Source organism: Novosphingobium sp. YAF33, assembly GCF_052113265.1.
GTDB lineage: Bacteria > Pseudomonadota > Alphaproteobacteria > Sphingomonadales > Sphingomonadaceae > Novosphingobium.
The window spans coordinates 365,055-376,812 of the sequence record NZ_JBFRCW010000005.1; the positions used below are offsets into that span (position 1 = coordinate 365,055).

The window sequence follows — 11,758 nt, forward strand, 5'->3', positions numbered from 1 at the left end:
TCGATTGCTGGGGCATGAGGATCAGGAAAGCAGGCGCAGGATGCGTTCGCGGTTGGTCTGCGCGGTCAAGGCAAGCGCGGCGGCCGCGCTCATCCATCCGCACCACGCGACAGCGCCGTAAGCCCAGCCAAGACCGAATCCGGCAATGACGTAGGCCGATACCAAGGCGCTGAAGCCGCTCCAGCGCATCGCAATCGATCGGCGTGGGCTCAGCTTGCGGCGCAGCCAGTCCTGCTGATGGCGGGCCATGGCAATCAGCAACAGTGCAAAGCCCAGCAGCGCGAGGCCGGCGATGGCGAGATGGATCATGCTGGGGCCTCCGCCGAATTGCGTTTACGCCGGGCTGGCGCTGCCTTGGGCTGGTGGCGGAGAACTTTTCGCGCGGTGTAGGCGAAGGCGACCGCCAGCACTATCATGGTCAGGTCAAAGCTGACAAATACCCAGTCACCGCGATAAAGGCTCGCACCGAGGCCGCGCGAGGTCGTTGCGGCGTTGACGATCGGAACCAGCGCGAACAGCACGGCACCGGCGCCAAGCGCTTCCACCCAGGCGCGTTTGGCGGGGCGTGCCAGCGTCCACGCGAAGATTGCTCCCCAGGCGATGAACAGGCTGTCGACTTCCCACTCACCACGCTCTGCCATCGCGGACGGAAATAGGCGGTTGGCAAGGAAATAGACGGCGATGCCTGCAGGACCGCCGGCGATGAAGCCGATGTTCAGCCGCTCGACCAGGCGGAAGCCGAAGTGCGGGCAGGCCGGGTCCGGCAATTTTGTCCGCCGTTTTACGCACCATAGGGCAAGTCCCGTGGCGCACATGGCGGTGCCGCCGAGGCCGGACAGGAAATAGAGCCAGCGCAGGCCGTACCCGGCGAACCAGCCGGTGTGCAGATCGACCATGACCTCGCGCGTCATGCTGGCACCACCTTTCACCGGTTCGGGAAGGGGAATGATGCGGGCCTGTGCTGCGTCGATGTAAAGCGCGCTGCGCCGGCTGCCGCCCCAGTCGGTGCGTTCGGGGTAGAGACGGGCCGTCGCATTCAGGTCACCGGGGTGCTCGATATTGATGTAGCTGGGGCGGGTGCCCTGCCACTGCCGTTCGGCGCTCGCGACCATCAGGGACAGCGGCATTGTCGGGGCGGCGAGGCCGCTGACCTCCCGCTCTTCAGGGCGGGGGCTGGAGGCCTCGTAGAAGGCGTCGCGGTCCGCGAAGTTCGCGGTGATAGCCCAAGCCATCAGCGTGAACAGTAAAGTGACCAGTCCTGTATAGGTGATCATCACGTGAAACGGGAGCGCCAGTACGCCGGTGGCGTTATGCGCGTCGAGCCAGGAGCGCTGCCCCTTGCCGAAGCGCATCTGGAAGAAGTCGGTGAAGATCTTCTTGTGCGTGACCACGCCCGAAAGGATCGCGACCAGCATGGCCAGCGCCGCCACGCAGACCAGATAGCGTGCCCAGCGCACCGAGATGTAATGCAGGTCGAAATGCATGCGGTAGAGGAAGAACCCGCCGCGGGTTTCGCGCACGTCGAGTTCGTCGCCGGTGCGGGGATCAAGCGTGATCTCCTTACGGTCGTGCCGGTCCTGTCCCGGTATGCTCCAGGACACGGAAAGGCCGCTCCCACCACGGGCGCTGGGAAGCGAGATGCTCCAGCTTTCCGCTCCTGCGCCGCGTCGGCGCAAGAGCGCGTCCGCGGCGTCGAGCGCGCGCGGGGTCACCGCCGTGCCGGAAGGCAGTTCGGGCCGCATCCAGGCGTCGATTTCGTACTGGAAGAACGCCGCCGTGCCGAAGACGAAGACGATGTAGAGGATCCAGCCCGGTATCAGTCCGACCCAGGTGTGCAGCCAGGCCATCGACTGGCGGAAACCCTGCTTCATGATCGCATCCTCGCCCTTCCGAAGCCTCAGAATTCCGTCCGCGCCGAGAACGCGATCGTGCGCGGCAGGCCCAGTTGCCAGTACGAGGACCAGTAGTCCTTGTTGGTCAGGTTGCTGACGTAGAGATTGAATGTGGTTGGTCGGCCCAGCGCCTCGGTGCGGTAGCGGATACCTGCATCGAATAGCGTGTAGCCGTCGATCCGGTTGGCATTGGCCGCATCCTGATATTTCGATCCCGAGTAGTAGGCGCCGCCCGAAAGCACGAGGCCGTGCACTGCGGGAATCTCATATTCGATCGAGGCCTTGGCCATCAGCGCGGACGATCCGATCGGCTTCTTGCCCTTGAGCGCCGCGTTGGTGGCCTTCTCGATGCCGAGGTCCATCCACGTGCCTCCGGCGACGATCCGCAGATGATCGGTGACATGGCCGTCCAGCGTCAGTTCGAGGCCCTGATGGACCTGTCGGCCGTCCTGGTTGATGGTTATCATGCCTGTCGGGGCGACTTCGTTGTAGCTGTTCGCCTTCTCGATGCGGAACAGGGCGGAGGTGACCAGCAGCTTGTCGGAAAAGGCGTACTTGGCCCCGACTTCGTACTGCTTCGAGATGACCGGATCCATCACCTCTCCGGGGTTGGTGTAGAGCGTCGCATCGTTGGGCACGATCGTGCCGGCTTCCATCGCCTCCATGTAGCTGGCGTAAGTGGTCAGTGCGGGCACGGGCTTGTAGATTAGCGAGATCGTGGGCGTGATTGCGGACTTCTTGTAGCCCGACGATCTGGCCCCCGCAGTCGTATAGCTGCGCGTCCGGATCGTACTGTAATTGAAGCCCACCAGCGCGCTCAGGGTATCGGTGAAGGTGACGTCGTCGCCGATGATCGCGTTGAAGTTGGTGGCGTCGTTCGCCTTGTAGAGCGGGCCCGGATCGCCGTCGAACACCGGCGTCGGCATGTTCAGCAGCTCATCCAGTGTCAGGTTGGACCCGGCCGGATAGGCCGTGCCATCGGCATAAGTGCCGGGCACGTTGCCGACGACGTGACGGACTTCCTTGTAGGTGTCCCAGGAACCGCCCAGGGTCAGCTTGTGGTCGATCGGGCCGGTGCGGAACGCAAGATCGAGGTACGTGTAAGCGCCCTGCGAAACCGTGTCGTAAGGGAATGTCTTGGAGATGTTGTAGGTTGACCAGCCGGTTGGCGTGTCGATCGGATAGATGATCACGTATTCGCGCTCATCGTTCTTGTACATGTAGGCCGATCGCAGCGAGACTGAATCGCTGATCTGGTACTTCACATTGGCGCCGATACGGTCCGAGGTGGTCTGGTTGTAGGTCCAGCCCGGCGTATAGGTCTTCGAATTGTCGTAGGCATCGGGCCAGTAGCCAAGGCCATTGGTGTAGAAGCGCGTGTCTACACGGTCGAGATGCCAGTAGGTATGCGCGGCTTCCAGTTGCACCAGCAGCTTGCTGGAGACGTTCCAGTCAAGCGCACCGCTCACCAGCCACTTCTTCAGATGCTGGTCGTCCTTCGACGTGCCGCCATTGGCGTAGGCACCATTGAAGCGGAAGGCCAGGGTGTCGTCACTCGTGATCTTGCCGCCGAGATCGACGTGGCCGAAATACTGGCTGCCGCCGTAATTGCCAACCGCCACGTTGGCGAGCGGCTCGTAAGTCGGCCGCTTGAGGACGTAGTTCGAGACCCCGCCGACGTTGCCGGAGCCATAGAGGAAACCCGAAAGGCCGTTCATGACCTCGACCCTCTCGATTTCCTCGGTCGCGAGCCCATAAGTGTAGGACGAGAGCCGCACGCCGTCGACGATGCCGGTGCTGCTGTCGAAGCCGCGAATTCGGACGTTCGGATAGCCGAAGATGGTCGTCGGCGCATTGGTCTGCACCACGGGGTTCATCTTGTAGAGCTGGTCGAGATCGCGGGCGATGGTGTTTTCGATCTGCTCGCTCGACATGACGGTCACCGAATAGGGCGTGTCGGCGATGCTGCGCGAGCCCCAGGGGCCGATACCCGCCACAAGATCGGGAGAGACATGCTGCCCGTTTACGACAATGGGAGAGCCGTCGCGGGCGGTCTGCCTGTCACTGCTGGAACCGTCGTCTTCGGCCTCTTCCGTATAGCCCACCGCCTGGATGCGCATCGGGTCCAGTTCCAGCCGTCCGACGGTGGCCGGTACGATCGTCAGCGTCCCCGCGTCCGCCGCGCGTGCGACCAGTCCAGTGCCTGCCAGGAGGCGGGACAGGGCTTCTCGAGGCAGGAAAGTGCCGTTTAGGCCTGGGGTTCTGCGCCCATCGGCCAGTCGCCCCTCATAGGAAATCTGAACATCGCTTTGGTCGGCGAAGCGGTTCAATGCCTGCGCCAACGATCCGGCCGGAATTTCGTAGCGCCGCGCCGCCTCGGCTTGTTGAGCCTGCGCCGATACGGGGACGGCTACGGCCGTGAGCATCGTCGAACCGACCCATGCAGCAGCCAGCAGCGACCGCGCGGAAAATTGCCTCATGTCTTGTAACCCCCGAATGAACCAAGTGCATCCTAATGCTGATGCGACGCACTCTCATTAGGTAGGTCGAAGATGCGGGGATTTTGGAGCCTACCTCGGGCGAAAAAATTTTTGGCGAGATCGGAAGTTCAGCGACTGACGACGATGAACATGTTGGAAATACGGATGGACTTCAGGGAAAGGGTTTTTTCAAGCGCTGCCAGCGCATCGAGCGGATGGTCGAGATCATAGACCCCGTTTACCCGCAGGTTCGCCGCCTCGCCGCGCACGGTCCAGTAGCCACGCCGCTGCTGGCCAAGCTGTGCCACGACTTCGCTGAGCGGCCGGTTGGACACGATCAGTTTTCCCCGCGTCCAGGCGGTTGCCGCCAGTGCATCGGATGGAACGGGACGGGCGACGGACTGCGCGGTGAAGGTAGTGCTCTCGCCTTCCCGAACCACGGCCTTCGCTCCGCTGGACGTCCGAACCGCGACGCTGTGTTCCAGCACGATGACTTCGGGTTCGCCTGAGCGTTCTTCCACCGTGAAAACGGTGCCAAGAGCGGTGACGCTCCCTTCATCGGTTTCGACGCGGAACGGATGATGCGGATCGGGCGCTACCCTGAATTGGGCGGCGCCGCTTAGCAGCGTCGCCACGCGCGCGCCGTCCGACTGATCGAAGCGGAGTGCCGAGCTTGCTGCCAATGTCGCGACCGATCCGTCGGCCAGAGCGATGCTGCGCCGCTCTCCGATGCCGCTGGAATAGTCCGCGCGCAGCCGCGCCGGCCAATCCTCGGTGCTTCCGATAATCGTCAAGGCAAGCACTGCCGCAATGGCCGGCACCGCGGAGCGACGAGCGATGGCGGAGGGCGCGGGGAGCCAGCGGCTTGTCCGGCGATTTGCCGGGTAGGCGCGCGCGGTGTCCTCCTCGCGGATTGGCAGTGAAGCCATGCGCCGATAACGCTGCCAGATCGCGTTCTGCCGATCGAATTCGCGGCGATGTTCCGACACGGCTAGCCATTCCGAAAATGCGGATTGTTCCGCCTCGTCCAGCGCCGTTCCGTCCTGCCGGACGATCCAGTCTGCCGCCTGCTCTTCCAGTGTCCCGATCGGAGCGTCTACGTCGTCTTCAATCGACATCGCCAACCTCTCGTTTGATTCCCATGGTGACGGCTTGTGCCTGCCGTCTCATACAGTCAGTCGGAATTCGGACGGATTTGGCGCCATGGCGTCGCATTTTTAATCGTCCTGTCCAGGCTCGGCCAGAATGCGCGAGCAGAGCACGAGGGCGTGCCGCAATTGCTTCTCGACCTGTTTGACATGAATGCCGAGCCGCTGTGCAATTTCGGCTTTTTCCAGAAGTTCGACATGGCGCAAGGCGAAGACCTCGCGGCAACGCGGGGGCAGTGTTGCCATCGCGCCGTGTAGCCGATCGAGTTCGTGGCGCCCGGCGGCATGGGCTTCGGGCGAGGGTGCATCGTCGGCCACCTGTTCGCTGTGGTCAGCCTCCACAAGCCATTGGGACCATCGCTGCTGTTGGCGCATGGCTTCCGCACTAAGGTTGCGGGCGATCCCGTGGACGAAGGCTTGCACATCCACCACGCGACCGGCCTCAATCGCCGGAATGGCGCGCGCAAAGGCTTCCTGGACGATATCCGCTGGCTCGACCGGAGGCCTGACGCGCCGCCGCACGCTCGCCAATAGCGCGCCGCGATGCTGGGCGAGCAGGGAGAGTGCCTTTGCTGTCATCGCGCCGCCATTTGCCTGGCGGGTGAAAGGATCAGGAATTGGAGCGGCACGGCGACGACAAGTTCGTCGGGCAATTCAGCAGGGATCTCGGGGAACGGCGCGGAGCGACGGACCTGCTTTAACGCAGCGCGGTCGAGTACGGCGCGACCGGTAGAACGCTCCATTGCAGCGGCCAGCAGGTTGCCCCGGCGGTCTATGCGGAACGACAGGGCCCCGTCGCCCTGATAGTTCCGGAGACGGGCGGCCTCCGGGTAGTTTCGATGCTCGGCCAGGCGCGCGAACAATACCTCCCGGTAATCTTGGGCCGCATCGCGTGGTTCGTGACTTTCGGCGATGCCTTTTGGTGCCGCTTGGTCGAAATTCGCATTAGCTGAAGCTGCTGGCGGGGTAGCAGCGTCGGGTGAGAGGTGACGCAGTTCCTGGACGCGCGCGGGCTTTTTGTTTTCGATCTGTGGGAAGATGGCGGCGGCAGGAACGGGCTTTTGCTTTGCTGGGGCAGCTTGGGCTGAGGCGTCGAATGTCGTGATTATGGTCACGTCACGTTGCAGGTTCTGGTCTGTACGGTGGGGGAATTGGCCGCAGACGATGAGAAGAAGTCCGGCGATGTGGACGAGAATAGTAACACAGAGCGAGAAAAATCGCGGGTTTTCCACCCGGATTCGCCTTCGGGAGGCGCTTGATCTTTCGATTGCGACGTATTGCGGCATGTCGGCGCGCTTAACCACTATTGCGAGTTAATCGCAACATCCTTGTTCGAGGGGAGGGGCAGGTTGACCATGCCAAACCCTCGATGAGCGTGTCACGACGCTGGTCATTCGATTTCCGTCATTCGCCGAAGCTCCCATGAGGCGGGCAAGCGCCTATGGTTTGAACGGTGACTTGTCGCCGCCAGCCATCGCTTCCGACATTCATGGCCGCAACAAGAGCCTGCATTTTGCGGCTTGATCGCCATCAGGTTGATTGAGCCCACGCGACGGCGTTTCCAACGCGCAAAAAAACGAAAATCAATTAGATTGCTTTTGCGAGTCATTAGCGATTAATGGTTATGTCGTTGGAACATGAGGAATTCGATGCTGATCCCATTTCTGGTCATGCTGCGCGAAGGGATAGAGGCCGCGCTGATCGTCGGAATCGTCGCCAGCTATCTCCACCATGCCAAACGCAAGGACCTGATGCCCGCGATCTGGGTAGGCGTCTTATTGGCGTGCGCGCTGTCGTTGTTTGCGGGTGCCGCGCTGCAATTCGCCGCGGCCGAGTTTCCGCAGAAGCAGCAGGAATTGTTCGAAGGCGTGGTCGGGCTGGTGGCGGTGGTAATGCTCACCTCAATGGTGTTCTGGATGCGCCGCGCGGCGCGCTCCATCAAAAGCGAGCTTCACGCCTCGCTCGATCGCGCCCTGGCCCGCGAGAGCGGCCCGGCCTGGGCGCTCATCACCATGGTATTCCTGGCCGTCGCCCGCGAAGGGTTGGAATCGGTGTTCTTCCTGCTCGCAATCTTCCAGCAGAGCCGAGGATGGGAGGCGCCGGTAGGCGCACTGATCGGCATCGCAGCTTCGCTGGCTATCGGCATCGGCCTGTACAAGGGCGGCATCCGCCTCGACCTGCGCCGCTTCTTCCGCTTTACCGGCGTCTTCATCCTGCTTGTCGCGGCCGGTCTGCTGGCGGGCGTGCTGCGCAAGTTCCATGAGGCCGGCATCTGGAACGGCCTGCAGACGGTGGTCGTCGATCTCAGTGAAACGCTGCCGATGGATGGCCCGGTCGGTGCAGTGCTTGCTGGCCTGCTCGGCTACCAGGCTGTGCCGGTCCTGGGCGAAGTCATCGTCTACGTCGCGTTCCTCGCCGTCAGCCTGTTCTGGTTCTTCAGGCCCTCACCAAGACCTACCCACTCTCCCGCCGGGGCTCACTGATGACCAGAACTTCTTCTTCGCCCCTGATGCGCGTGGCGCTGGTCGGCTCCGCGCTGCTCGTGCTGCTGGGCGGCATTGCCTTCTGGTATGCCTCGAACCGCAGCGGCAGGACGCCCCGCACGACCGATGGCCATGCCGTGACCGTGACCATCCGCGGCAAGGTCTGCGATCCTAACGACATCACCGTGCCTGCGGGCAAGACCACCTTCACCATCGTCAACGAGACGCAGCGCGCGCTGGAGTGGGAAATCCTCGACGGCGTGATGGTGATCGACGAGCGCGAGAATATCGCGCCCGGCCTGCGCCAGACGATGACGGTCAAGCTGGAGCCCGGCGAATACGACATCACCTGCGGCCTGCTCAACAATCCGCGCGGCAAGCTCCACGTCACCTCTTCGGCGGAATCGGATGCCGAGGCGGCGCGGCCTTCGCTGGAAACTTATGTCGGTCCGCTGGCAGAATATCAGGTCTACCTGCTGACCGAAGCGGAAACGCTGGACAGTTCGGCGCAGGCTCTGGTGGCCGCGCTCAAGGCCGGACAACTGGACAAGGCTCGCAGGCTCTACGCCCCTGCGCACCAGAGCTACGTGCGGATCGAAGCGGCAGCGCAGGTCTTCGGTGACCTCGAAGCGCGGCTCAATGCCCGTGCAGACTATTACGAAAAGAAGACCGCCGATCCCGCGTTCCAGGGCTTCCGCCGGATCGAATACGGCCTGGCGAACGGCAGCGAAGCCAGGGCGCTGGGTCCGGTGGGTGACAAGCTGCTGGCCGATATCGCGACACTGAAGGAGCGGCTGGCGGGCATCGAACTCAAGCCCGAACATCTGGCCGGCTTTACCGAAAAGCAGTTCCGCCGCCTGTCGGATTCGCTGGGAGCCGTCCAGTCCGCATCAGGGCCCGCAACGGGCGACGACAGCCCGGCGGACCTTCAGGGCCTGTACGAAAGCGGCAGCAAGGTGGCCGAACTGCTCTCGCCTCTGCTGGTGAAGGCGAACCCGGCGCTGGACAAGGCGTTCAATGCGGACTTCGCTGCCTTCGACAAGGCGCTGGCTCCGCTGCGCACGGGCGACACCATGCGCGCCGTCAAGCTCGATCCCGCGCAGCGCCGTGCCATGGCGGCGATCCTAGCGAAGATCGCTGCCGATTTCGGCAAGACCAATGCCGCGCTGGGGCTGACATGAGCCTCCCGTCTTCACGCAGGCAAGTGCTGGGCGGCGGCATCGGTTTGCTGGCGGCCATGCCCGCGACGGCGCTGGCGCGTGCCGGAGGCGCTTCGGCCGGATCGCAGGCAGGCGGCTCGCAAGTCGCCGACGCGCCGCGCAGCACCCACACGCAAGATCTCGTGCCGTTTCAGGGTGTGCACCAGGCCGGCATCACCACGCCGCGTCCCAGCGCCGGGATGATCGCCAGCTTCTATATGCTAGCCGAAAGCCTCGACGATCTCGAACGCCTTTTCCGCACCCTGACTGAGCGGATCGGATTCCTCACGCGTGGTGGCCAGCAGCCGGATATCGATCCCCTGCTTCCGCCCGCCGGTTCGGGTATTCTTGGCCCGGTGGTGCAGCCCGATGCACTGACTATCACCGTTTCGGTCGGTGCATCCCTATTCAATGCCGACCTCGGCCTTGCAGACCTCAGGCCCCGGCACCTCCGGCAGATGCAGGCGCATCCCAACGATGCGCTGGACGCAGCGCTGTGCCACGGCGACCTGTCGATCCAGTTCTGCGCCAACACGCCCGATACCAACATCCACGCCCTGCGCGACATCATCAAGAACACCTCCGACCTTCTGGTGCTGCACTGGAAGCAGGAAGGCACGGTGCCGCAGATCCCCTCCATGCCCGGTCAGCCGGAGGAGAGTGCGCGCAATTTCCTTGGCTTCCGGGACGGTTCGGCCAATCCCAACTCCAACGACACCCCGCTGATGGACCGCATCGTCTGGGTGGCGCCCGGCGGGGTCGAGCCCGGTTGGGCCACCGGCGGCAGCTATCAGGCAGTGCGGATCATCCGCAATTTCGTGGAACGCTGGGATCGCACCCCACTGGGCGAGCAGGAAGCGATCATGGGTCGCGTGAAGCCCAGCGGCGCACCCATGGATGCCCCTGTCGACGGCAGCGCGACCGAGCACCACGTGCCCGACTATGACCGCGACCCGCAAGGCACGAAGACCCCCCTCGATTCCCACATCCGCCTTGCCAATCCGCGCAATGCTGCCAGCGATGCCAACCTGATCCTGCGGCGTCCGTTCAATTATTCCAATGGCGTCACCAAGTCCGGCCAGCTGGAAATGGGCCTGCTATTCATCTGCTATCAGGCGGATCTGGAAGCGGGCTTCATCACTGTCCAGAAGCGGCTCGATGGCGAACCACTGGAAGAATACATCAAGCCGATTGGCGGCGGCTTCTTCTTCACTTTGCCAGGCATTCGCGACGATGCGGACTGGATCGGCCACACGCTGATCGCTGCTGCGCGCGCCGCCTGAGCGATCCTGAGCAATCCCCATTACGATCACGGAGACGACCATGTTCCTATCCTCCCGCCGCACCCTGCTGGGTATGTTCGCCGCCGCGCCCCTTGCTTCGCTGCCGATGTTTTCCGAAACCGCGTTGGCGCAGGCGAGACCATCTCCTTTGCAGCTGGTCGGGCCGGTGGCGCAGTACAAACTCTACGTGAACGAAAACGTACGCAAATTCGTGGCCGATACTCGTGCCTTCACGGCGGCTGTGAAGGCCGGCAACATCGCATTGGCCCAGAAGCTCTATGCCCCCACGCGCATGAACTATGAACGGATCGAGCCGGTGGCCGAGCTGTTCAGCGATCTGGACGCCGCGATCGATTCCCGCGCCGACGATCACGAGAAGGCTGAAAAAGATCCCCGCTTTGGCGGCTTTCACCGCATCGAATACGCTCTCTGGGTGGAAAAGAGCACCAGGAACGTCGGCAAGGTGGCGGACAAGCTGATGGCGGACGTTCTTGCATTGCAGAGCCGCCTGCTCAAGTTGACCTTCCCCCCCGCCAAGGTCGTGGGCGGTGCTGCCGTGCTGATGGAGGAAGTGGCCGCCACCAAGATATCGGGTGAGGAAAACCGCTACAGCCGCACCGACCTCTACGATTTCCAGGCCAACTTCGAAGGCGCCTTCAAGATCGTGACCCTGCTGCGCCCGCTGGTCGCAAGACGCGACCCTGGATTCGCGGCCAAGACCGATGCCAATTTCAAGGCGGTGTTCGACACGCTGGCCAAGTACCGCGTGCCCGGCGGCGGTTTTGCCTCCTACCTCAAACTATCCGACCGCGATCGCAAACTGCTGGCGGGCAAGGTCAATATTCTGGCCGAAGACCTCTCGAGGCTTCGCGGAATGCTGGGGCTCAGCTGACAGGTTCCCGGGCGGCATGTAAATCAAGGTCAGCGACAGTGAGCCACTCGAAGTTTCTCATAGGAGTACTTGCCTGCTCTACTGTCGCCGAAATTGCTGCCCTTGTTTGGGCGTGCCTAACGTTTGGTGGGTAGATTCGAACCCCCGCGCCAGCCCTCCAGCTCTTCTTTCTTTCGGTGTAGGCTGGATCGAATGGCGGGTCAGCGTTACCGCATGAAGGAAAAGCTGGGGGGATCGTGTCCCAGGACGTGGTGTAGCTGAAGGCTGAGGTGGTCACCGTGATTTTCGGGTAGGTTTGGGTTGTGAAGCTCAAACCTGACGGAAGGAATCACGATGACCGATCCGATGATGCACTTGCGTTCGCTGGTAGAGAAGGCCCCC

The 11,758-nt window shown here is 62.9% G+C and carries 10 protein-coding genes; 4 read left to right on the forward strand and 6 right to left on the reverse strand.

The features are described 5' to 3' along the window. Window positions 1-21: 21 nt before the first annotated feature. The 6 genes from AB4Z00_RS12675 to AB4Z00_RS12700 form a co-directional block, all read right to left on the reverse strand. A complete protein-coding gene (locus AB4Z00_RS12675; protein WP_442046205.1) occupies window positions 22-309 on the reverse strand; it encodes a DUF3325 domain-containing protein in 288 nt (95 codons plus the stop codon). Then, window positions 306-1,871, reverse strand: coding sequence for a PepSY-associated TM helix domain-containing protein (locus tag AB4Z00_RS12680; RefSeq protein WP_442046206.1), 1,566 nt, complete (start codon window positions 1,869-1,871; stop codon window positions 306-308). The genes AB4Z00_RS12675 and AB4Z00_RS12680 overlap by 4 nt, the downstream gene beginning before the upstream one ends. 26 nt (window positions 1,872-1,897) lie before the next feature. Then, window positions 1,898-4,372: a TonB-dependent receptor gene (locus tag AB4Z00_RS12685; protein WP_314466027.1), complete on the reverse strand. Its 2,475-nt coding sequence runs from the start codon at window positions 4,370-4,372 to the stop codon at window positions 1,898-1,900. Window positions 4,373-4,500: 128 nt separating this feature from the next. Continuing rightward, window positions 4,501-5,490 carry a FecR family protein gene (locus AB4Z00_RS12690; protein ID WP_442046207.1) on the reverse strand — a complete coding sequence of 330 codons (990 nt, stop codon included), beginning with the start codon at window positions 5,488-5,490 and terminating at the stop codon, window positions 4,501-4,503. Window positions 5,491-5,589: 99 nt separating this feature from the next. Further along, window positions 5,590-6,099, reverse strand: a complete 510-nt coding sequence (locus AB4Z00_RS12695; RefSeq protein ID WP_442046208.1) for an RNA polymerase sigma factor — start codon at window positions 6,097-6,099, stop codon at window positions 5,590-5,592. Further along, a complete protein-coding gene (locus tag AB4Z00_RS12700; protein ID WP_442046209.1) occupies window positions 6,096-6,806 on the reverse strand; it encodes an energy transducer TonB in 711 nt (236 codons plus the stop codon). Before AB4Z00_RS12700 ends, AB4Z00_RS12695 begins: the two co-directional genes overlap by 4 nt. Before the next feature lie 363 nt (window positions 6,807-7,169). Between AB4Z00_RS12700 and efeU the strand changes: the two genes are divergently transcribed. The 4 genes from efeU to efeO (AB4Z00_RS12720) are packed head-to-tail and all read left to right on the forward strand — an operon-like array spanning window position 7,170 to window position 11,377. Further along, window positions 7,170-8,003 (forward strand): iron uptake transporter permease EfeU, encoded by an 834-nt coding sequence (gene efeU / locus AB4Z00_RS12705; protein WP_442046210.1) that lies wholly within the window; start codon window positions 7,170-7,172, stop codon window positions 8,001-8,003. Next, window positions 8,003-9,184, forward strand: coding sequence for an iron uptake system protein EfeO (gene efeO / locus AB4Z00_RS12710; protein WP_442046211.1), 1,182 nt, complete (start codon window positions 8,003-8,005; stop codon window positions 9,182-9,184). The genes efeU and efeO (AB4Z00_RS12710) overlap by 1 nt, the downstream gene beginning before the upstream one ends. Further along, a complete protein-coding gene (efeB, locus tag AB4Z00_RS12715) occupies window positions 9,181-10,485 on the forward strand; it encodes an iron uptake transporter deferrochelatase/peroxidase subunit (RefSeq protein WP_314466039.1) in 1,305 nt (434 codons plus the stop codon). The genes efeO (AB4Z00_RS12710) and efeB overlap by 4 nt, the downstream gene beginning before the upstream one ends. 40 nt (window positions 10,486-10,525) lie before the next feature. Next, the gene (gene efeO / locus AB4Z00_RS12720; RefSeq protein ID WP_442046212.1) at window positions 10,526-11,377 is read left to right on the forward strand and encodes an iron uptake system protein EfeO; all 852 of its coding nucleotides are present in this window, start codon (window positions 10,526-10,528) and stop codon (window positions 11,375-11,377) included. The last annotated feature ends 381 nt before the right edge of the window (window positions 11,378-11,758 follow it).

Bases quoted from the DNA above. Each gene is read 5' to 3' on its own strand.
- AB4Z00_RS12675 (WP_442046205.1), bottom strand. From the start codon at position 309: ATGATCCATCTCGCCATCGCCGGCCTCGCGCTGCTGGGCTTTGCACTG.
- AB4Z00_RS12680 (WP_442046206.1), bottom strand. From the start codon at position 1,871: ATGAAGCAGGGTTTCCGCCAGTCGATGGCCTGGCTGCACACCTGGGTC.
- efeU (WP_442046210.1), top strand. From the start codon at position 7,170: ATGCTGATCCCATTTCTGGTCATGCTGCGCGAAGGGATAGAGGCCGCG.
- efeB (WP_314466039.1), top strand. From the start codon at position 9,181: ATGAGCCTCCCGTCTTCACGCAGGCAAGTGCTGGGCGGCGGCATCGGT.
- AB4Z00_RS12700 (WP_442046209.1), bottom strand. From the start codon at position 6,806: ATGCCGCAATACGTCGCAATCGAAAGATCAAGCGCCTCCCGAAGGCGA.
- AB4Z00_RS12690 (WP_442046207.1), bottom strand. From the start codon at position 5,490: ATGTCGATTGAAGACGACGTAGACGCTCCGATCGGGACACTGGAAGAG.
- AB4Z00_RS12685 (WP_314466027.1), bottom strand. From the start codon at position 4,372: ATGAGGCAATTTTCCGCGCGGTCGCTGCTGGCTGCTGCATGGGTCGGT.
- AB4Z00_RS12695 (WP_442046208.1), bottom strand. From the start codon at position 6,099: ATGACAGCAAAGGCACTCTCCCTGCTCGCCCAGCATCGCGGCGCGCTA.
- efeO (WP_442046212.1), top strand. From the start codon at position 10,526: ATGTTCCTATCCTCCCGCCGCACCCTGCTGGGTATGTTCGCCGCCGCG.
- efeO (WP_442046211.1), top strand. From the start codon at position 8,003: ATGACCAGAACTTCTTCTTCGCCCCTGATGCGCGTGGCGCTGGTCGGC.